The organism is Pseudoalteromonas sp. TB41 (genome assembly GCF_000497975.1).
Lineage (GTDB): Bacteria > Pseudomonadota > Gammaproteobacteria > Enterobacterales > Alteromonadaceae > Pseudoalteromonas > Pseudoalteromonas tetraodonis.
Window position 1 is genome coordinate 95,863 of the sequence record NZ_AUTH01000110.1, and the last position, 22,362, is coordinate 118,224.

The window sequence follows — 22,362 nt, forward strand, 5'->3', positions numbered from 1 at the left end:
GGTCAATTATTATTCATTGTTTGTAAATGTAGACTATGTTGTTATGGTAGTAACCTATTCTTCAATAAGGAAATAATATGGCAAATATACTGTATCCAGCACCTTTAAAAGTGGGATCTAAAATCGCCGTGTGTTCTTTATCAGCGGGGATCAAATCAAAATATCACCCACGGTTAGACATCGTCATTAATGGCTTAAAACATCGAGGTTATGAGGTTGTTGAAGGGGAGTTTTTACGTCAAAACGAGCCGCGAACTCAACTTACTGCTAAGCAGCATGCCAAGCAATTAATGGACTTTTTATTGGATGATAAAATAGATGCGATTATGCCGCCAATGGGCGGAGAGCTGGCAATGGAAATATTGCCGTTACTTGATTTTGGCGCAATTAAAAATGCCAAACCTAAATGGTTGGTGGGTTATTCAGATGTCAGCACGATTGCTTGTGCACTGACAGCAAAATGTAATTGGGCAACACTGCATAGCGCCAATTTAATTCAGTTACACCCCGATGAAAAAGATCCGTATTGTTTACAAATTTTTGAAAGTCTAAGCTATGAGGCTAATAGTGAGTTTGAGCAAGCCCCCTCGACTTACCATCAACATAGCAAGCCTGATTATGCACAAAACCCAAACGTATTATTTGATCACAGCGCGCCAACCCAGTGGCAATGTTTAAATTACACCGATAAACGCAGTATCGAAATGTCAGGGCGATTGTTTGGTGGGTGTCTTGATACGGTTGGGCTGTTGCTTGATTCGCCTTTTTTAGCACTGCATGAGTTTAAAAAGCATAATGCCTCGCAAGGTATTGTGCTTTATTTAGAAAGCGCAGAGCTCACGCCTGCGACGGTTGCACGGTTTTTATTGTCACTCAAATTAGCCGGTATGTTTGATGATATAAACGGGGTGATTATTGGCCGCCATGTAACCTTACAGGGGCAAGATCCGGGGTTTGATTATCGCCAAGGCTTAAATGCCGCTTTTGGCGGGTGTTTATTTCCGGTGATCATTGATGCCGATATTGGTCACATCCCTCCTAATTTAAATTTAATCAATGGAGCTTTATGCACTGTTACCGCAGATGTTGATCAAGGCAAAGTTATTAGTGCGTCTGTGGTCACAAAACTAGCCTAATAAAGTGAGCTGCTCACTAACAATTTAAAGTGAGCAGCTTTGACTTATAAAACCTGAATTACTTGTTCTTTGCTTAAACGTGATTTTGGCAGCTTAGCATTGTAGTCTTCTTCTGCATCATGGTAACCCAGCGCAAGTGCCACATCACAGATGTAGCCGTCTAATTCGCTTGCAAACTCTTCACCAATCAGCTGTGCATCAACGCCTTCCATCGGCGTGGTATCAATCCCTAAGCGTGCTGCTGCATGCATAGTATTGCCTAAAGCAATGTAGGTTTGTGCTTTGGTCCACGCGGCATTATTACCTTGCTCATCGGTATTTAAATCAACAAACGCAAAGGCGCCAAAAGCTTGCTCGCGGTTTTCTTTTTGAGTTCGGCCATTTTTTATATCAGCATCAATTACGTGTCCGTAATCTTCACGAGTATATTGCGGATTATGAGCAAATAAAATAATGTGCGACGCCGCTTTAATGTGTGGCTGATTAAATTGAAACTTATTAGCAAAGGTAGTGTGCATACGCTCTTTTGCAGCGTCTGATTCAATCACTACAAATTTCCAAGGCTGCGAATTAATTGACGAAGGAGAAAGACGCATAGCATCATACAATACCGTTAAATCGTCTTGAGAAATGCGCTTTGTCGCGTCGTAACGTTTAGCAGTATGGCGGCTTTCAAGGTCGCGAATAATAGGGTGAGTCATAGTCTCTCCATAATAAAAAAGGGCTAATAAACAGTGTTCACTGAGTGTATGAGCAACATAATACAATTTGCTTTATTTAAAATAAACAGCATAATTATTGAATCATTATCAAATAAAAATAGATAATATGCAGATTGATGACTTAAAACTGATTTTAAAAGTAGCAGAGTGTCGAAGTATTACTTTAGCTGCTGCTAAGTTAGATATGCGCACAGCAACCGCCAGTGCGGCTATTAAGCGCGTAGAATCAGCCCTTGGCTGCGAATTATTTATTAGAACAACTCGCCATTTGCGTTTATCCAGTGCAGGGGAGCGGTACATACCCCAATGCGAACAAGCGCTGGCTGTACTTGAAACGGCAAGGCAAAACCTCAAAGGAGAACATGATGCTATTGAGGGAGAATTGCGGGTGGCTACTTCATCTGATTTAGGGCGCAACCTAGTGATCCCCTGGATTGATGACATTATGGATAGGTACCCAAGTGTGAGCTTGCGTACGCACATTAGCGATAGCAATATCGATTTTTTTCGTGATTCGGTTGATATTGCACTGCGTTATGGCTCCCCAAGTGATAGCAGTGTTTATGGATTTAAAATTTGCAACGTACCGCGACTACTCTGTGCTACACCTACCTATTTAGCTAAATATGGTGAGCCAGAGCACCCTGATGATTTAGCGCAGCATCAAGGGTTATTTTATCAGCTGCAAGATATTATCAATAATGTATGGGAGTTTACCGATGGCCAAAAAAAATACAAAGTAAAAATGCAGGGCAGACGTGCCTCAAACGATGGCGATTTAGTAAGGCGCTGGTGTGTGGCAGGTAAAGGTTTAGCGGTTAAATCAGCGTTAGATATTGCAGATGATTTGCTAAATGATCGCGTGATCACGCTGATGCCTGGTTATCAACACACCTGTGGCGAACTTTGGTTAATATGCCCAAGCCGCCAATCCATTACGCCAGCAGTGAGATTGCTAAGAGATGTGTGCAGAGAAAAAGCTACTCGTTTGTTACAACAGTTAGTTGATAAAGGTGTTTTAGCAAAAAGTGCACTTGAATGATGTTTTTCCAGCCAAGTGCATGTTGATTTAAAGTTTGCTGCTGAGTGTTTTAATTGCCTGGGATGCATTTTCACTCGTAGGGTCGAGCTCTAAAGTTTGTTGATAAAACTCAAGTGACTTTGCAATGTTACCATCAGCTAAATATGCTTCCGCTAAACTGTCGTGGGCATTCGCAGAGTCTGGATTTGTTTGCACATTGAGTTTAAATACAGCAATGGCTTCTTTTATCATCTTCATTTCGAGTAGTTCATAGCCAAAATAATTAATTGAGCGCTCGCGAGGAGTATCGCCACTAGAGACCAATTCTGCGTATTTCTTATTTAACTCACTAATGCCACCACTTTTTATTGCCTGAAACAGCATGCTATCAACATTTTCGGTTGCTACCTCGTAAGATTTACCATAAACAATATTGGTTAAGCCTTTCGTCATAGGCGTGAGCGGAGCTCCGCCAGTGTTATTTAAAATCACGATAAGTAGCTGATCTTCCAATATACGACTAATAAATGCATTAAATCCATCTATACCTCCACCATGTTGTACTTGTGTTAGTGGTTTGCCATATTTATAAGCACTTAATTGATTAACTTCCCAGCCAAATGCGTAATTACGCTGCTGCGATACGGTATACATTTGCTTTTTTAGCTCTTCATTTATTAGCTTATTTGTATAAAGTGCTTGGTCCCATTTTACGAGATCGCGGGCGGTTGAATAGAGAGACCCCGCGGCATAGGGAATAGACATATCTAGATAATCGGCATTAGTGTAACCGTCTAAGTTATTGTTATAACCAGATGCACGTTGCTTGAGCAGCTTTTCATGAGAGTCATAACCGCTGTTGTGCATATTCAGCGGGGTAAAAATGTTCTGCTGCAGTACGTCTTGGTATGTTTGTTGAGTGACCTTTTCAATCACGGCACCTAAAATAAAGTAGCCTGAATTGCTGTAGCGAAATTGTGTACCGGGCTCAAATAATAAATCATCACTACATAACAGCGTTATAAACTCATCAACGCTGTAAGGGTTGCGGCTGTAATCATCTCTAAATGCTTTTGCATGAGTATAATTACTTAGGCCTGAAGTATGGTTAAGGATTTGGCGAATGGTAATTTTATCGCCAATATCTTTACGATAGCCGGGTAGGTAAGTGCTTAAGGGGGCATCGAGCTGTATTTTGTTTTGTTGAACCAATTGTAGAATGAGTAGGGCTGTAAATTGCTTTGTAATAGAGCCTATTCGAAACTTGGTCTGTGATGTGTTTTTAATATCCCATTCAAAGTTTGCGTAACCATAGCTTTTTTCAAAAATAACTTCGCCGTGTTTGGCAACTAACACGTTACCATTAAATTGTTTTAACTCATGAAAGCCTTGTATGAAAGAATCAATTTCTGTGGCTTTATTAGCGGCTAAGCTTATTGTAGATATAAAAAGTACACTCATAGCTAATAATTGAGTTAGCCAAACTCTAGTCTTGTGACTCATAATTTTCCTTAATTATTATTGTTTGTTTTAAAATGAATTTTTAGCGTGGTTAGTATGAAAAGTAAACTTATTTCGTGTTGCAATTTTGTGTTCAGCTTGTTTTTTTTTATTTTTTGCAATAAAAAGCCCGAGTTGTAAATAGCTCGGGCTTGTTGGTTGGGATAACAAATTTATTAGTGAGAAGGGGTGGTTTTATCTACCATTATGGTATTACTCAGTTTCGTATCCGAAGTCGACTCTTTACCTCGAAATTTACGTATCACTCGTTTCAAATCTTCAAGCGCAACGTACTGACACGGTATAAGAATAAGCGTAATTACTGTGGCAAACAGCACACCAAAGGCGAGTGATACGGCCATAGGTATTACAATTTTTGCTTGTAAACTGGTTTCCATAATAATGGGCATTACGCCAATAAAAGTAGTAACAGAGGTTAGTAATATCGCTCTAAAGCGACGCGCTCCGGCTTGCATTACCGCTTCTTTTATTGCCACACCTTCTGCACGGGCTTTGTTTACAAAATCCACCATAACAAGTGAATCATTAACCACCACACCGGCTACCGCAATAATGCCAAACATCGATAAGCTGCTCATGGTCATACCTAGTACCATGTGGCCAAACATGGCGCCAACCACACCAAATGGAATGACCGACATAATAATTAATGGTTGCGAGTAAGAGCGCAGAGGAATAGCCAATAATGCAAAAATTATGATCATCGATAGCGCAAAGTCACGTAATTGCTCATCAGCGCTATCCATTTCCTCTTGAATACGACCAGCCACATTACTTTGTACCCCTGGGTAGTTTTTAAGTAATGAAGGTAAGTACTCATCACGAATTTGTTGTGCAATGGCAAAGGGTTCTACTTGGTCAGTATTTACCGCAGCCCACACGTTTACTGTACGTTTTGAATTTTCACGGCGAATACGATTAACCCCATCAACTAATGAAATATTAGCAACTTCACTTAATGGTACTTCAGCGCCTGTTGGGGTGATAATACGTACGCTGTCGATATCACTGATTGAGTTACGCTCATCTTCTGGGTAGCGGATCATCACTTTAATTTCTTCACCTTCGCGAAGAATACGTTGTGCTTCAAGACCGTAATAGCTAAAGCTTACTTGAGAGGCCACATCAGCAAGGGTTAAGCCCATACTGTAAGCAAGTGGTTTTAAATCTAGCTGTACTTCATCGGTAGCGCTTTGCATTGAGTCATTAACATCGCCTACGCCTTCCATACTTTGCAACTTGGTTTTAAGCTTACCAGCAACTTCTTTAAGTACTTGTGCATTTTTACCTTCGAGTTTAAAGCTTACATCGCCATCGTCTCGACCCCCGTTCATAATACTGTCTTGAATGGTTAGGGTTTTAACACCCGGTAAGTTAGGCATTTGTTCGCGCCATAAGGCACTCAGTGCAAAGGTATCAATAGGGCGCAGGTCGGGTTCAACTAAAATAGCCATAATGTTTGCTTGCGTTCGCCCACGTAAGCTAACTGATAAATCGCGGATCATCGGTTTACCGTATTGCTCTTTGAGCTGGTTATCAACGCTCAGTATTAGCTGCTCTACTTTTTTAGCTGTCTCAAGCGTTGCTTGCTCAGAAGACGCTAAGTTCATTTCTATATCAATGCGAGGAAAATCGTGCGGTATTTTAGGATTAGGCACAAATTTAACTAAACCACCGGCAAACATTCCCGCACTGACAATCAGTAAACACATAAAACCGACAATTACGGTATAGCGATAATGAATGCAGCGACCAACAAACGGGGTGTAGTAGTTATCAACAAAACTTTTTAGGCCGTTATCCATTACTTTACGTGCACGGTGAAGCGGGTTTTTTGGATTTGGTTTACGGTCTTTCATTGCTGCAATATGTGCTGGTAAAATAAGTTTTGATTCAATCAGTGAGAAAATTAAACATAAAATAATCACCCCACCAATGGCTTTAGAAAAAGCCGCACCAGGGCCTGTGGCAAGAGTTTGCGGTAAAAATGCCGCAATAGTGGTAAGTACGCCAAATGTGGCTGGCATTGCCACGCGCTTTACGCCGCGTACTACGTTATCGAGTGTATGGCCGTGTTTTTCTATTTCAGCACTAGCAGATTCGCCCACAACAATGGCGTCATCAACCACTATCCCAAGCACCAGTATAAAGGCAAATAACGAGGCTAAATTAATGGTGACATCTAAAAAGCCAATTGGCATAAACAAAAAGGCACCTAAAAATGACACAGGTAAACCCATCATTACCCAAAAAGCTAAACGTAATGGTAAAAACAGCGCTAATACCAACATAACTAATAAGCCACCCCAAATCATATTGTCGACCATCATATCGAGGCGACCTTCGAGGTAGTAAGTTAAATCAACAATAGGAGAGAGCTTAACACCTGCAGGCAGTTGCGATTCTTTTTCAGCCATATAGGTTTTAAGTACTTTAGCAACATCGGTAATATCTTGATCTTTAGAGGCGTTTACTTCAAACGACAATGAGTTTTTACCATTGTATTTTGAGTATTGCAGGCCTTCTTCAAAGCCATCATTTATGGTGGCAACGTCACCTAAATAAACTTGCGCGCCATCGGCAAGGGTGATCAGTGGTAGTTTTGCAAACTCGCTACCACGGTAGGCTTGTTTTTCAACGCGCATTGAAATATAGCCATTTTCAGAGCGAATTTGCCCAGCTGACATATTGGCAGAAAAGCTTTGCACTGCACTGGCAATATCTCTAAACGTTAATCCATAAGCACGCAGTTTGTCTGGGCTTACTTCAATACCAATTTCGTAATTAAGGCCACCATTAAAGTTAACTAAATTAATATTAGGCAGTGCCTGAAGCTCGTCTTTTATATCGTTTCCGAGCTCTTTAAGTTGGTAGTTACTCATGTCACCGTAAAGCGCAAGTATCATTACTTCTTGTTCGTATTTATCGCGACGAACAATAGGGCGCTCCATACCCGCAGGAAACGTATTAATTGAATCTACTTGTACTTTAATTTCATCGAGTACTTCTTGCGGGTCAAACTGCTCTTCTATTTCAATCCACGCTTGTGAAGAGCCTCTATTGGAGTAGGTGATAAGGCGCTTTATTCCCTCTATACCCTCAAGGTTCTCCTCGACTTTTATGGTAATGCCCTCCTCAACCTCTTGCGGGGCTGCGCCAGGGTATACCGCGGAGACACTGATCCAGTTACTTTCAAATTGTGGAAACATTTGTTTGCGAATAGTAAACGCCGTTAAAATGCCACCAATAAGTATAAATATCATCAATAGATTTGCTGCAACAGGGTTGCGCGCAAACCATGCAATTAGGCCTTTTTCACGTGTAGACATAAGTTACTCCTGTTTCAATGCAAGTTGAGTAACGTCTGGGGTTGTTACAACGTCTTCAATTTTTACCGCCATTCCCTCGGTAGGGTATTCAAGGGCAGAAGTAATTAGCTGTTCACCTTCATTAAGCCCTTGGTCTGCGATCACCATGCCATTTTGTTCACGTATAATATTGAGAGTTTTAAACGACAGGGTTAAATCGTCATTTAATATCGCAATTTTATTTTCTTTGACTAAATGATGTGGCACAACAATGGCGTTATTAACTGCACGACCTTCTATGCTAGCGTTAACATAGGAGCCAAAACGCAATGGTTGAGTTTTGTTAGCATATGGGGTTGGTAATTGTGCCACTAAGTAGCTCATACGGCTTTTTTGATCTATCACCCCTTCACTGCGTACCACTTTAGCCTGCCATGTGGTTTCTTTGCCCGCGAACTGCGCACTAAATAACACTGTTGCACCAATACCGCCATTATTTAAGTATTGAAGCTCTTTATCGGCAACCGGTAAACGTACTTCAGCGACCGAAGTGGCGCTGAGTGAGCCAAAGCTATTACCTGGATTTACAACAGAACCCAAACTAATGCTACGCGCGTTTATAATTGCATCGTAGGGGGCTTTAATATAAGTGCGTTCTAAATTACGTTTAGCACGTTTTACACTTGCTTGTGCTGAGCGATAACGCGCCATTTTCTCTGCTAATTGCGGTTTACGTAAATAAAGCGCAGAGGCGGTGATATCACTTGAGTCTGCTTTAATGCGTTCCCATTCAGCTTTAGCAACATGCGCTTGAGCACGTTCTATCTCAAGCGCTGAACTTGCTTGGGCGAGCCCAGCCTCAGCTTCAATTAAATCAGCTTCGTAATCATTTGGGTCAATTCGTGCTAAAATATCTCCTTGCTTTACGAAGGCACCTTCAACAAATTGCCCTGCAACAGAAATAACTTGGCCACTTACCTGAGCAATCAGCTCAGTGCGGTCTTTAGGTTGCACAATACCGTACGATTTAACATCGAGAGTGATTGCATCAAGGTGAATAGGTTGTGCTGCAACCAATGGGCGAGTATCTTGTTCTGGTTTTTCTTCTGGTGGTTTTTTCATTGCTGAAAAGCCCGCTGCAAGGGCGATGCCACCAACAAGGACCGCGATAGGGAGTATTATTTGTTTTTTAGTCGCCACAGGGCATTCCTTCATAAATTGTGCTGATGAACTAATGATACGCAATAAAGTGTTTACAGTGTGTTTGAAGATGTAACAAGTCATTGCATAATGCGGTTACAAATAGAACAAATCGCTCTGTTTGTATGCAAAGCAGCAACAATATAATTAAAATTTATTACTGAGGTTATAATGAAAACACAATCAATGGCGTGCCGTTTAGGCTGTGGAGCATGTTGTATTGCACCAAGTATTAGCTCGCCAATACCGGGTATGCCAAATGGTAAAAAGGCCGGAGAACGTTGTATTCAGCTGGATGAGCGTAATTTATGTAAGCTATTTGGTGATGAGTCGCGCCCTAAAGTGTGTAGTGATTTTAGCGCCACTTTAGATGTATGCGGGACAACCAATGAACACGCATTAACGTTAATTACAGAATTAGAGCAATTAACCTAATTTATTGTATTAAATACACATATATTTACAATTTATACGCTTGAAAAGTGTAGTCACTTACTTTGTCTTTCTAAAAGTAGTACTGAGAGAGTGCAAAGAGACACTGCGCTTTAAGAGTAAGTGACTTAGACACAAAGTCACTTGGTTTAGTGAGTCGTGTTTTTCTCATTTTCTTCTCATTCAATTCTCTTTGTTCATACGGTTTTAATGATAAATGTACAAAGAGGGCGAAGAGGCGCTGGGCTTTTAGAGTACGTAAAGTAGGGCGAGCTGCGGTATGAAATTTTTAAGTCAGCTTGTTGCTAGTCTGTTTATTATTTCAATTTAAAAAACACGCTCAGCGTGGGATACACCCTCGCTGAGCTAAATTGTTACCAGCTATACGTGGCGCTCAGCGTATATTGCTCACCGCGACCCGGCGTGCCTGGGATTTCTTCAAACGATTCATCCCACAAATTATCCGCTGCTAAAGTAATAAAGAAATTTTGCAGTGTAGCTGGGGTTATTTTTAACGTCAGCTGAGTAAATAGTGCCTCGTCATCTGAACGGCGAAGGGCATTTTTATGCTGTTTACGCCATTCATTATCTACTCGAAACTCTAACTTATCCGTCGGGTTCCAAATTGCACCGAGCGTTACACGATGATCAGGAAAATTTAAGGCATAAAAGCTAGCATCAACATTTTCAGCGCCATAGGTTTCTGTTTTATGTAAGTAGGTATAGCTGGCAACAATTTCTGTATTATTAAATTGTTTAGTGGCTAAAAACTCAAGGCCTGTGGTGTCAATATCAACCGGCTGTGCAAATCGCGCTGAGCTTGAATCAAAGCTAAATGTCCAATCGGTTAGGTTGTTATCTTTACGATAAAAAAGTGCGGAATTAAGCTGCCAGCTTTGTTGCTCAAGCAATAAGCCCAGCTCTAAATTTTTAGTGGTTTCGCGCTCAAGATTAGCGTTACTTCTGAACAACCCACCAGTCTCGCTGCCACCAATGGCGGTGTAGCCTGCTACTTGGCTTGCCTCAGCATACGACAAATACAATGTACGCTCAGTGCCATCGTTATTATGGGTATTTAAACTAACATCACCAATCAATGATAGCTCAGAGTCATCACGACTGGTGTTATCAAATGCAGCCCCTAAACGCACCGTTAGTTGCTGGTTGCTTGCTAGTGCTGTTGTGTATTCTGGTAATACACTAAGCTTAAAGTAGTTACGTGAAGTAAAGTTATTTTCAAGGGTGGTGGAGTCAATACTGTCTTCTATATATTGCGCCGAGTAATTAACCGCAACTGACTTTGTTTGCGCATGACGACCTGAAATAGCCAATGATTTTACTTGTGTTTCATGAAATGCTTGGAACGCGCTTGGGTTTTCTCTTGAATAAACATAATGGTCGTTATGCTTGCGGTAATAAGCCGATACTTCAAATTCACTGTTGGTAGCATAGGCTTGCTTATGGTTGAGCATCCATAATTGGGTTTCTAAGTCTTCGGTTTCATTTACACCAAAGGGGGTATAAAGGTTTGGCCAACCAAAAAACTTTTCTTGTAAGCCGTAAAATAAATCAGTTTGTGAATCGCTCCCAGTTAACTGCACTCTACCTGAGGTACGAGTAAAGTCATGATCGCCAAAATCAATTGAACCATCACTTTGTGAGTGCGAATATTCACCTTCAAAACCAATACGCCAATTAGCGTTTGCTTCAATTGGAGTACTCACACCTGCATGAATTGTTTGTAGGTTAAAGTCATTTGAGCCTGCGCCCAAAGAGACACTGCCACCGGTTGTTATTGGTTTCCAAGCAAACGACACAGTACCTACCGAGCTATTCATGCCATAAAGTGCGTTATCGGCTCCGGTTAATACGCTGGCACCCGTTAGCATTTGTGGTGCAATAGGAATTTCTGCAAAGTAGTGACCAGACTGCGGGTCGAGTAGAGTTGTACTGCCGACTCTAAAGCCGGTATTTTCAAAAATACCCCCGCGTATCGTTACATCAGCTTGTGCTTCAGCCATATTGCGTGATTGCAAGTCAACACGCGGGTCGTACTCTAAATTTGAAATAGGTGAATCAAATGTACCAACGGGTAAGGTATTGGCAGTGGGAGACGCTTCAATTGTTATTTGTTCTATGGTTGCTGTTTCTTTACTCTGTTCTGCATAAGCAACAGTCGAAATACTGGCTAGTACAGCCGGTATAATAAGGTGCGGGGCACGATTCATATCATTATTCTCATTTTATGCAATGGCGCTAACAATTAAATACCTATCACTTTTTATCACATGATAAGGTAAGCTCACTAAGCTAGGGTGATTTTGGGCGCTATTGTACATTAATGATAAAAAACTGCATTTGATAATCAAACCTAGCGTTACAAAATAGTAACTCTGCATCCTATAAATTATTTACATTGGTCACTTTATTATGCAAACACAACAACCGAGCCATTCATTAAATCAGCACACACTTTATTTTGCTGGTGGTTGCTTATGGGGCGTGCAAGAATTTATGAAGTATTTACCTGGAGTAGTGACTACTGAGGCGGGGCGTGCCAATGGCACTAGTAACACAACACAAGGTGAATACGATGGCTATGCCGAATGCGTGAAAGTAACCTTTGATATTCAAGGAGTGACCTTAAATGAATTAATCGGCTATTTTTTTGAGATTATTGACCCATACAGTATCAATAAACAAGGTAACGATGTAGGCGAAAAATACCGCACCGCCATTTTTAGCCAAGACAGTAATCATTTAAACATCGCCAGAGACTATATTAGCCAGCGTGATGATGCTGAAAAAATAGCGGTACAAGTAGCGCCATTGACTAATTATGTCCCTAGCGATCCCGAGCATCAAGAGCGTTTAACCAATCACCCTGATGATTATTGCCATATCCCACTTGATTTATTACACAAGTATAAATAACAACTTCATTGATGCGTATTTAAATAAAAAAGGCTGGTAACTAATAAAGCTAAAATTAGCTGTTACCTCGTTTATGCTTTTTTTTAGATTTATTAGGCTTTTTCTTTTTTCGAGGGAACATATCTCTAAAAAGGTAGGGCACAGCTAAAAAGTAGATCCCAGTTCCTAAATAAAGAAAAAGGTAAAATAGATAAGTAAACGGCGACGCTGAAAAGAAATAAACGTCAGATTCGACCCGGTAATCTGTTGGGGTCAGAATATAGCCATCATGTATAAACTTTATCGCAAATAAAATAGATAAAAGGCCTAAAGCCCAAAAGACTAAAGAGAATGCGATTTGATTCAATAGCATTCTCGTATTACTTATATCTACATATTTTACTTTTGGTTTCTTTTTATTTTTTGATTGCTTCATTTTGGCCAAAAAAAGTAATAATGATTGCCATTAGTATGCCTACTAAGCCAATGCTTGAAAAAACCAGACTGTATTCACTCTTAATATTGAAGATATTTAATAGGCTGGTTATTAACAATAAAAAAATACCAATAATTTTTATAATCGTTAGTGTTTTATTCAAACAAAACCATGTTTGACAAGAAGGGCATTGTTTTTCAATAAAAATACTATTTTTGTTAATATTTTTTATATCTTTAGCTGCAAAATTACTTTTACAATTTGGGCATGTTTCTTTCATTTTAATCCTTTAATTTACCTCACAACTTTAAACACTAGGTTTACTAAACATCTTATTGATTAAGCTTTATCCCTGTAACATGGTAACTATAGCATTGAGCTATCACCTTGTTAATGCGCAACTTATTACATTATAGGCAAACAGTTTTTAAGCCATAAAAAAGCCCGCGAACATACGGGCTTTTAAATATTAATTAAAATTTATTGCTGCGCTTTAGGCGGGAAGTTGCTTAAAATATTGGCAACCGTTTCTTTAATAGCGGCTTCACGTTGTGATGGTGTTTGTTTTTTCTTTAAACGACCATCTTTAGCACCACGCCAAATTAATTGGTTTGACTCACGATCAATAATATCGATAACTAACGTGCCTACTTCATACTCACGTGCGCTTACATCGTGGTTAAAGCCTGTGCCCCAGTAACCCCAACGTGCACCGTAGCCTACATTAAAGGTATCTACTTCTAGCTCTTTATCAACACTTGCATGGTAATTAACAAGTACATCAGCTTGCGCTACGTCAACCAATTGCATACCTAACTGTTGGCTTAGTTGGTTGTTTACCGCATTGCGAACGCGTTTTTCCATAAGGCCACTGATTTGGTAGTTATTCGTGTCTTTAGTTAGGCTCGCGTTTTCTACCCAAGCAAACGTTTTGTAGTTACTAAAGTTTGCTGATTTATCGTAATCCCAATCGGGCGTTTGTGTACAGGCGGTAAGTAGCGCCAGTGCTGCGACAATAAATATATGTTTCATACCGTTTGCTCCAATAAAGTGCGTTTGTTTAAACTACCATGGGCGAGGGTAATTTAAAATCTAAAAATAAGTGTAACTGGCTAAGATGAATAGCCAATTAACTCTTAGTCCAGTAGAGAGGCTTTATGTTCAACCTCAATCCAATCTTTTTCATCTACCCAGTTTTGTGCGCCGTCTTTTACTGAACGAATTGGCACAATATAATCACAACTTATTTGCGGTTTAACCGAAGCAAATATTGGCACAAAGCCAAAGCTCAGGGCGGTTTCTATAATTGCTTTTTGGTTTTGCGGATCGATATCAGCCGCTTCATCTATGTAAATAGGTATACGGTATAAGTTTTGTTCCTGATCGCTTAATAAGTAACGAATAAACAACATGCCACATAATAGCTTAATGGTGATACGCGTACCATTTGAACCAGCCGAATCTATTTTTTCAAAGTGCTCGGTTTCGCCCGCGCGGTTAACCACTTCAAAACGAATATCAAATAAATCGGTAAGGGTCAGGCCTGCTTTGTCTGAGGCGAGTTTAATTAAATGATCTTTTGCGTCGTTTACCGCACTTTCGCTGTACGGCTCTTGGCTGAGTAAATCCAGGGTATCGCCTTGTTCAATTTGGTTAGATGTACTGATAATGGTATCAATGCTATCTACCAACATTTTTCGCGGGATAATATTAATTTTAAACGCTTGCAGGTTTGAAATGCGGTGCTGGCTTATGCCTTTATTAAAGCTATTCATTTCACGGCGTAGGCGGTCTAAATCTTCACGTAAGCCTTTAATCGTGGCGGCCACTTCGGTGAGGGCAACGCGACCTTGGCGCTCAACGGCATCGCGCTCGTTATCAATGTTATGAAACGCGCTAATAAGTTTTTGGTATTTACTAAACTCATCGTTTTCGTTATCGAATTTGGTAATACCTGCATTGTAAATATGCATATAAGTATTACGTACATTTATATCGAAATTACGTAGCTCTTGGCAGTCTTTGTTAAAGTGGTGAATTAAATCGCTTAAATTATCAAAATCGATTTTTATATCAATCATGTAAGGTGTCACTTTACCACTGTATAAATCTAACGTGTGGTCAATACGCTCGGTTTTAACTTGGCGCAGGCGCTCTGTTTGACGATTAATTTGCGCTTGTTTTGATTTAATTAACGAGCGTCTATCAGCAATTGAGCCACTGTTTTTTTGAATATCTTGTAGGTAGTCGTCAACTTGTTCGCGTTCGGCTAAAAGCTGCTCTTTTAGCATTGCTTGGGCGTCAACCGATTGTTGCATCACTTCAAATTGCTCTAAGCGTTTAAGTGCACTTTCAGCACTCATAAGCTCATCGTATAGCGCGTCTTTTTCTTTTTGCTTATCTGCAACATTGGCGGCCACTTCGCGCTGTTGTTTAAACTCTTTTAATGATTGCTCAAGTGCGGTTAATTGAGCACTCAGTTGCTCTTTGTTTTCGCCGCTTTGCATTTGCACAGGCGAGAGTTTTTTAAGCTTAATACTGGCACCGGGCAGGGTGAGTACACCGCCTTTTACGTTTTCACTAAGCTGCGCTAAAAATTCGCCGAAAGCATCGTCATCATCAATAGTGATATCGCCATTGCTGGTGGTAGCAAAGGAGAGAAGATCGGGGTTTAATAGTCGCGATATTTCTTCAACTTCTTTCAGTGATAAGTCTTCACGCATACGAGTGAATAAATTAAATTCTAAGTTTTTAAGTTGTAACTTTAAGCTTTTAATTTGTTTTTGTGTTTCGCCAATGCGGTAATCAAGGGTGTGCAGGCTTTGACCTTGTGCACTCGTTATTGAGTGTGACAACGACTCGTAGTCATTTTTTAACTGCGTTAAGCTGGTTTTGAGCGTGGCTTTATTAACCAGCTCAAACTCACTTTTAAGAGCGTTGTAATCTAAAAACCACTGTTCAATTTGGGTTTGTTTGCGCTCTATATCGCGCGATTGTTGAACGTATAGGCTTTGTTTTTGTTCAAACTCGTGTTTTTCGTGCTCAATATCTTCAAGAGCGATGTTGAGCTCGCTTAGTTGCTCTTCCTGATACGTATCAAAATCAATCAGTGCTTGGTCAATTTTTGGTGCATAAGCGGCCAGTTTACCTTTAAGAACGGTTTGGTTTTCAAGCATAGATTCGAGGGCGGCTATGGGCTCTTGCATTGACTCAAGGGCTTTTAATTCACGTTTTGCGCGGTTTACTTTATCAAACGACCGGCGCCATACTTCGTAAAAGTCGACCTTTGAATTTGACATGTGGCGTTCAAACACACGTAACATAAAGCGCTTAACGTCGTTTGCGCCTAATTTATGTAAATTAAGAATACGACGAAAGATTTCTTTGTATATTGCAGAGTCTTGAACGTTGTTAAGGGGGATCATTTTTAAATTGATCTCACCATCAAATTGCGTTGCACCGCCAGTAAGTAGGGCGTTTAACTCTTGCGCTTTAAGCTCTATCGGGTTGTAACCTTGCTGCTTTAAGTGATTAAACAGCTTGGTAAACTTAATAATGGTATTGCCTTGGGTGTACTGGGCTAAATCAAGTTTGCCTTGATAGCAAAAGTATTGGTGTGCATAACCGGCAATTTTACCTAAGCCTGCTACGCCAATGACAACTGAGCCATGGGGTAAATCGGCTTGCAATAAAATGTACGATTGATCTGATGAAAAATAAAACTTACGGGTTTCATCTAAATCGTGGCCATCCCACTCGGTAAGGCGTAAATCGTTAATTAGCGGAAATTGCAGTGCATTAATAACTGAGCTTTTACCTGTGTTGTTAGGCGCACAAATCGAGCTACTTTTATCAAGTGGGATCACACACTTTGCATAGCCTGCAGTATTAAGTAGGGCGAGTTTACTCAGTCCGTATAAGTTTTTCATTCCTCGTCCTCTCCTAAAAAGGTTTCTTCATTTACTTCCATTAAGGCATCAATATAGCGATGAATTGGCGCCTGTAGCATAAAGCCGCCTTCCACTTCGCGGGCAAGGCCTAAACGTACCATGCGTAAATACACATCTTTGCGTAAATCAGAACCCGAGAATATTTCAAGCTGATCAAATAAATGTTTATTAAGTTGTACCAAGGTTTGCATTAGCTCTAAATCGTTTGGCTCATCAAATAATGCACGCATTGGGTCTTTACCTGTGTTGGCAAAGTGTTCGATTAAAATATAAATAGTGAGCGCTATCGCGCGCGATATTTTGCCCATATTGGGGGTGCTTTCATCGCTAGCAAAATAATAAAAGCCACGACTGTCGTGCTTTAAATCATGGCCTAATGCTGTGAATAAGGCGCTGTAGGCTTCAATTTGTTGGTCAAGCTCTTGCCACATTACCGTGTCTTGTTCGCAAATGTGGTAACCCGCGACTAATTTTTTATTAATGGCTTGTAAGTGAGAAAGCTCATTTAAGTTTATCTGTGTCATGGTCATTACTCGTGCTCGGCTTTATCAGCCTGAGGCTCTGAATTAAAGGGGTACAAAGAAAAGTGCTGGCCTGCAATGTTAACGCGGGCTTTTTTATCGCTTTGGCTAATGTGTAGGGTGGTATCGCTCACTAGCTTTTGATATAAAAACAGCATTTCATCGGCTTCAAGCTCTGGGTAGCTTTCGTCTAAAAATTGCAGCAGAGGCTGTGGTTTTTTACGCTGCTTTTTGAAGCGTTTTGCAAACTGCGCTTTTACATCGTGATAGTCAGGAATGTTTGGCGTGACAAACGCAGGCACATCGTTTTGCTCTGGTAGCTGATATTCATGATGCTCAAATTCAGCCAGGCTTGCCATGTAGGCTACTATATGGCGCTGTTGACCCAATGAATACTTTTGCGCATCGCTTACAAAATGTGGCTGCACGGCGCTGAGCATATTATCTACCCCATTTTTACGTATTAGCCCTAATACTTTTGCTACTTGGCGGGTAACAAGGTTATTACGGCGCAACTCTTCACGCAGTGGCATAAGCATATCGGCACTTTTACGTAAGCTTATCCGGCCAACTAAGTGCATTTCTAGAATTCGGGTACGCAATTGCTCAAGCATACGTTTATCACTGTACGCCTTGCCTGAGCGTTCAATATGTTCTATTTGGGTGCTAATTTGTTGCTCAATAAGGGTAAAGCAGGCATGAAAGTCGCCTCTAATATCGACCATTTCTAGCATGGGTTCTATATATTCATCAAACGCTTCTATGACAGCTTTGTAGCGCTTTTGCAGCGATTGCACCGCGTTATTTGATTTGGCTTGCTCAACAATATTTAAAATGGCGTTTTCGTTATGTAAAAACAGCTTAATTATTTTACGAACCCGATCATCCATAATGCGGCTAAAGCGGCGTAAATCATCAAAATCTTCCATTTCACCGGCATTAGATAGCCGATTACCTAAACGGGCCAAATCATCAACCAATACGCTTATTTCTTGTGCTAAGCCTAAATGCTCTTCTTGCAGTAAAAAGGTAGCAAAGTCAGCAATAGCACGGTTAATTTCTAGTTGTGACGATTTAGCCAGCGGAATAATAATTTCTTGATTTAATAACCGATTGGTTTCTTTATAAATGCGCTCATTATTCCATGTCGGTTGCTTTTGTTTTATGGCATTTTGTAAATCTTTAATACTAAAGTCGGCCATTTTAAAGCGTTTAAATAATAGCTCTAATACACCCCAATGCTCAGTGAGGGTATTAAGTAGCTTTTTAGCTGGGATCATAAGGCGTTACAACATCCTGGTATTCGTTATTTTATATTTCTCGAACTTATATGGTATTCGTTTTTGCGACGATTTAATAATAGTTTTTACACTCGCTTAGTGATAGTATCCGCGCCGAATATAGGCACATAGAGTTTGTGGGTATATTTTTTACATGGTTTCAATTTTTATTTAACCCCGAAGGTTGTTTAATATCATGGTTTCCTCGATTATCCTGACGCTGATAGCGATTGCATTTTTGCTTATCGTTATTGAGGATGTGATCCACGTTAACAAAGCCAAAACGACGTTATTTTTTGGTACACTTTGCTGGATTATCTCCTTTATTTTTCCTCTTAATGGGCAAAGCCCCGAAACGATTCAAACCCTCCTAGACCACAATATTTTAGAAATTGCTTCTTTATGGCTGTTTTTAATGGCCGCAATGACCTTTGTCGCCTATTTAAACTCTAAAGGACTCATCGAAAATGTTGTGAACCGGATAATGCCAACCAGCATTAGTGAACGAAAGCTAATGTTTTTGGTAGGGTGTTTTGCATTTGTATTTTCATCTATCTCCGACAACGTAACAGCTACACTGATCTCCTTGGCTGTTATAATGTCATTAAAGCTTGAAGCCAAAAAACTAGTTAAGTACGCCACCTTAATTGTATTTGCAGTGAACTCAGGGGGTGTATCACTTATCACAGGTGATGTAACCACACTTATGATTTTCCTTGATGGTAAAGTAACAATTAGCAATTTATTACTGTTAATTGTGCCTGCATTATTAAGCGTATTATTACTGGCTACTTTATTATCAATTGGTATGAACAAGCAGTTAGAGTTTAAAAAGACTAAATTTAAACGCATTGAAAAAACCGACATTACTATCGCTGTTATTTTCTTCACTACCGTTATTTCTACCCTTACTTTAAGTGTTTTATATAGTGTGCCGCCGTTACTTACCTTTTTACTCGGCCTGTCTATTATGTTTTTAGTCGCACAATTTTTAATGCGCAAAAAAGATATCAATAAAGATATGATCGACTTTATACGTGACATAGAGTACGACACCTTACTGTTTTTCGTAGGTGTGTTATTACTTGTTGGCGCATTAAAAGAAGTGGGCGTGCTAAGCCAATTTACAAACCTGTATACAGTGATGGCGCCAGAGTACGCTAACTACTTAATGGGTATTTTATCTGCAGGTGTTGATAACGTGCCACTAACGGCTGCGTTACTAAAAGCCGACATTGTAATGAGTCAACAGCATTGGTTGTCGTTTACGTATGCAACCGGTGTGGGTGGTTCAATGCTGATCATTGGTTCGGCGGCTGGTATTATTGCTATGAGTAAGGTAAAAGAGCTGACGTTTGCAAGTTACCTTCGCTTATCGCTGTATTTATTACTGTGTTACACCTTTGGTTATGCGGGCTCTTACTTAATGGGTAGTTTTATTTGATTTTATAGTAAAACGACTTGACAGCTAGACGTCTAAACGATAACTTTCAAAGCCGCACTCTTAGTGCGGTTTTGTTTTATTAGCCTCAGGTTAATAATACATTTAGAAGAGGTGCGATACTTAGGTACTTAATGTGAGGCAACGACAGCCTGCGACCATTAAGGAGGGAAGTACTCGCCGAGGAAAATAATGGGTCGTTACCATTGTTTTTCGGTTTATGGGGCTGAATCCTCAAAACTGTCACCAATTTATTAGGTGGAGAGCTTCTGGCAGTAGATTTTTCTTATCTTTATTTCCTGCCAAGTTCTTCTTGTTTTATTGCGGTTTGGATGCCGCGAAAGGAGACGAAATGACTACCCAACCAGTGCCACAAAGTTCACAGTGCACAAAATCAGATTACATTGTTGCCAAATTTGGTGGCACCAGCGTTGCTAACTTTGAGGCGATGAGCCGTTGTAGCGAAATTATCGTAAACGATAAAAATGTACGTATTGTTGCAGTAAGCGCCAGTGCCGGAGTGACCAATCATTTAGTGGAGCTTTGCAAAGCGGGTATTGAAGCCACTAAACGCCAACAGCATATTGATGGTGTCCTTGCGATTCAGCAGGCTATTTTAAATGACCTGTCGTTAGATGAGGATTTAGCCCTTGGGTTTAATCAAACGCTTGATGCATTTCAAACGTTGGCAGCACAAACACTCAATACTGAGCAGCAGTTCGATGAGCTACTTAGCTTTGGCGAGCGTTTATCGTCGTACTTATTTACCCAAGTACTAAGATTAAAGGGTTTAAATGCCACTCGTTTTGATGTGCGCCAGGTGCTTAAAACCGATAGCCAATTTGGTAAAGCAACACCAAATGTGGCCGCCACAGCGCAAGCCGCTAAAACACATTTAATTCCGCTGCTTGATGATAGCGTTATTGTGACCCAAGGGTTTATTGGTAGCGATGCAAACAATTTAACGACCACGCTCGGTAGAGGCGGCTCAGATTATAGCGCTGCACTGCTTGCTGAGGCTATTAACGCTAAAAGTGTGCATATTTGGACTGACGTAGTGGGTATTTTTAGCACCGATCCTCGTTTGTGTGTAAAAGCCACTCCTATTGCGCGTTTAAGCTTTGATGAAGCGGCAGAAATGGCCACTTTTGGCGCTAAAGTGCTGCATCCGGCTACAATTTTGCCAGCCAGTCGCAGCCATATAAATGTGTTTGTTGGCTCAAGCACAGAGCCAGAGCGTGGTGGTACTTGGATTGAACGTGAAAAATCGCAGCTACCAGGTATTCGTGCGGTCACGCAACGTAAAAACCAAATATTATTAACTCTTAAAAGCCCAGAAATGTTATTAGCCAGTGGCTTTTTAGCCCGTATATTTACTATTTTAAGTGAATGTAATATTTCGGTAGACTTGGTTACCACCTCTGAAATTAGTGTAGCAATTACCCTTGATAATGCGCCTAATGCATCACGCCCAGAGCTAGATCAAGAGTGCTTAGATAAACTCGCTGAATTTTGCCATGTATCGGTTGAAAACAATTTAACGCTGGTAGCGTTAATTGGCTCTGAAATTGTTTTGCGCCAACATGAAATGAATTTAATGAAAGTATTAAGTGACTTTAATATTAGACTCATTTGCCATGGTGCAAGTAAACATAACTTGTGCTTTTTAGTTGAGCAAAGCGAGTCTGATGCAGTGGTTCAAGCGATTCATAGTCGATTACTAGAAAGTGATTGCGCTGCGTAAATCGTTAATAGTTATTATTGAGCACCGCCAGTCGGTGCTTTTTTTTGCCACAACGCTAATATCAAACATGTCGTTATGTGCTCCAACCACGGTATTGCTACAAGCTGTAAGCTGAGTGTTATTAAGTTCGTTAAACACATTAGGGCTTAATAATTGAGCAATGGGGCGGCTGGTGGCTTTAGCCAGCGCTTCTTTTAATGTCCAAATCCTAAAAAAATGATGTGCTTGAGCTGTTATATTATCTGTATCGGTTATTAAGCTCACTTCGGCTGGGTGGTAAAAGTGTTTAGCGAGTTTAATAAAAGGGCGCTTTAAACTAATTTTTTCAATATCAAAGCCAAATTGAGTTGATGCTACATTTAACGCTGCACCTACAAAACCATGAGAATGAGAAATACAGCAACTGATCACGTCTGTTGTATTTTTAATATGTAACTCTAATTTACTGTTATCGGGGTTAAATTCAGAACTAATATCACACGATTTTACGCAGGAATAAGCAGCAAAAGTGGTCTTTACTAGGTATTTAAGCACTAAACGTGTGGCTAAATATTCTTGTTTAGCCTGTGGATTTTTACGCCGATTAATAACATTGAGCTCAAAAGGGCTTAAATAGTGGGGTAAATCAAATTCACCCACATTGAGGGTGGTCGCGTTAAGCAACGCAATGCAATGGCTGTTATTTGCTAAAGCGGGCGTGACTGCTAGCTGGTTTTCAAAGTAAGTTACACTCATCA

General features: G+C 40.3%; 17 protein-coding genes and 1 riboswitch. Of the genes, 6 read left to right on the top strand and 11 right to left on the bottom strand.

Annotation, left to right across the window (positions count from 1 at the left end; translation table 11 throughout):
• Positions 1 to 77 precede the first annotated feature (77 nt).
• Positions 78 to 1,136, top strand: a complete 1,059-nt coding sequence (locus tag L641_RS0120220; RefSeq protein ID WP_013465157.1) for a S66 peptidase family protein — start codon at positions 78 to 80, stop codon at positions 1,134 to 1,136.
• Between the two features lie 44 nt (positions 1,137 to 1,180).
• Here L641_RS0120220 and L641_RS0120225 read toward each other — a convergent pair whose 3' ends face one another.
• Positions 1,181 to 1,837 (bottom strand): nitroreductase family protein, encoded by a 657-nt coding sequence (locus L641_RS0120225; protein ID WP_008109298.1) that lies wholly within the window; start codon positions 1,835 to 1,837, stop codon positions 1,181 to 1,183.
• Between the two features lie 127 nt (positions 1,838 to 1,964).
• Here L641_RS0120225 and L641_RS0120230 point away from each other — a divergent pair, with 127 nt between their 5' ends.
• Positions 1,965 to 2,900, top strand: a complete 936-nt coding sequence (locus L641_RS0120230) for a LysR family transcriptional regulator (RefSeq protein ID WP_024602953.1) — start codon at positions 1,965 to 1,967, stop codon at positions 2,898 to 2,900.
• Positions 2,901 to 2,927: 27 nt separating this feature from the next.
• On the opposite strand, the gene L641_RS0120235 is transcribed toward L641_RS0120230, so the two are convergent.
• From L641_RS0120235 to L641_RS0120245, 3 genes are all read right to left on the bottom strand, one after another.
• Positions 2,928 to 4,382 carry a serine hydrolase gene (locus L641_RS0120235; RefSeq protein ID WP_024602954.1) on the bottom strand — a complete coding sequence of 485 codons (1,455 nt, stop codon included), beginning with the start codon at positions 4,380 to 4,382 and terminating at the stop codon, positions 2,928 to 2,930.
• Between the two features lie 173 nt (positions 4,383 to 4,555).
• Positions 4,556 to 7,729 (bottom strand): efflux RND transporter permease subunit, encoded by a 3,174-nt coding sequence (locus L641_RS0120240; protein ID WP_024602955.1) that lies wholly within the window; start codon positions 7,727 to 7,729, stop codon positions 4,556 to 4,558.
• Between the two features lie 3 nt (positions 7,730 to 7,732).
• Entirely contained in the window at positions 7,733 to 8,908 is a 1,176-nt protein-coding gene (locus L641_RS0120245) for an efflux RND transporter periplasmic adaptor subunit (RefSeq protein WP_024602956.1), read from the bottom strand.
• A gap of 171 nt (positions 8,909 to 9,079) precedes the next feature.
• Between L641_RS0120245 and L641_RS0120250 the strand changes: the two genes are divergently transcribed.
• On the top strand, positions 9,080 to 9,343 hold the full coding sequence (locus L641_RS0120250; protein WP_008109286.1) for a YkgJ family cysteine cluster protein: 264 nt from the start codon (positions 9,080 to 9,082) through the stop codon (positions 9,341 to 9,343).
• A gap of 371 nt (positions 9,344 to 9,714) precedes the next feature.
• Here L641_RS0120250 and L641_RS0120255 read toward each other — a convergent pair whose 3' ends face one another.
• Positions 9,715 to 11,568, bottom strand: a complete 1,854-nt coding sequence (locus L641_RS0120255) for a TonB-dependent receptor (RefSeq protein ID WP_024602957.1) — start codon at positions 11,566 to 11,568, stop codon at positions 9,715 to 9,717.
• Positions 11,569 to 11,770: 202 nt separating this feature from the next.
• On the opposite strand from L641_RS0120255, the gene L641_RS0120260 reads away from it, so the two are divergent.
• Positions 11,771 to 12,274 (top strand): peptide-methionine (S)-S-oxide reductase, encoded by a 504-nt coding sequence (locus L641_RS0120260; protein WP_024602958.1) that lies wholly within the window; start codon positions 11,771 to 11,773, stop codon positions 12,272 to 12,274.
• A gap of 395 nt (positions 12,275 to 12,669) precedes the next feature.
• On the opposite strand, the gene L641_RS0120270 is transcribed toward L641_RS0120260, so the two are convergent.
• The 5 genes from L641_RS0120270 to L641_RS0120290 form a co-directional block, all read right to left on the bottom strand.
• Positions 12,670 to 12,969 carry a hypothetical protein gene (locus L641_RS0120270; RefSeq protein ID WP_029750492.1) on the bottom strand — a complete coding sequence of 100 codons (300 nt, stop codon included), beginning with the start codon at positions 12,967 to 12,969 and terminating at the stop codon, positions 12,670 to 12,672.
• Positions 12,970 to 13,169: 200 nt separating this feature from the next.
• The gene (locus L641_RS0120275) at positions 13,170 to 13,721 is read right to left on the bottom strand and encodes a DUF4136 domain-containing protein (RefSeq protein ID WP_013465143.1); all 552 of its coding nucleotides are present in this window, start codon (positions 13,719 to 13,721) and stop codon (positions 13,170 to 13,172) included.
• Positions 13,722 to 13,825: 104 nt separating this feature from the next.
• Positions 13,826 to 16,618: a hypothetical protein gene (locus L641_RS0120280; protein WP_024602960.1), complete on the bottom strand. Its 2,793-nt coding sequence runs from the start codon at positions 16,616 to 16,618 to the stop codon at positions 13,826 to 13,828.
• Entirely contained in the window at positions 16,615 to 17,163 is a 549-nt protein-coding gene (locus tag L641_RS0120285; protein WP_013465141.1) for a hypothetical protein, read from the bottom strand. The genes L641_RS0120280 and L641_RS0120285 overlap by 4 nt, the downstream gene beginning before the upstream one ends.
• Positions 17,164 to 17,168: 5 nt before the next feature.
• The gene (locus L641_RS0120290; RefSeq protein ID WP_024602961.1) at positions 17,169 to 18,440 is read right to left on the bottom strand and encodes a hypothetical protein; all 1,272 of its coding nucleotides are present in this window, start codon (positions 18,438 to 18,440) and stop codon (positions 17,169 to 17,171) included.
• Between the two features lie 196 nt (positions 18,441 to 18,636).
• Here L641_RS0120290 and nhaD point away from each other — a divergent pair, with 196 nt between their 5' ends.
• Both nhaD and lysC read left to right on the top strand, forming a co-directional pair.
• Complete coding sequence (gene nhaD, locus L641_RS0120295) at positions 18,637 to 19,884, top strand: sodium:proton antiporter NhaD (protein ID WP_024602962.1); 1,248 nt, start codon at positions 18,637 to 18,639, stop codon at positions 19,882 to 19,884.
• A gap of 98 nt (positions 19,885 to 19,982) precedes the next feature.
• Positions 19,983 to 20,158: riboswitch (Lysine riboswitch) on the top strand.
• 75 nt (positions 20,159 to 20,233) lie between these two features.
• Entirely contained in the window at positions 20,234 to 21,625 is a 1,392-nt protein-coding gene (gene lysC, locus L641_RS0120300) for a lysine-sensitive aspartokinase 3 (protein WP_024602963.1), read from the top strand.
• On the opposite strand, the gene L641_RS0120305 is transcribed toward lysC, so the two are convergent.
• The gene (locus tag L641_RS0120305; RefSeq protein WP_024602964.1) at positions 21,602 to 22,360 is read right to left on the bottom strand and encodes a 4'-phosphopantetheinyl transferase superfamily protein; all 759 of its coding nucleotides are present in this window, start codon (positions 22,358 to 22,360) and stop codon (positions 21,602 to 21,604) included. The genes lysC and L641_RS0120305 overlap by 24 nt on opposite strands.
• Positions 22,361 to 22,362 lie beyond the last annotated feature (2 nt).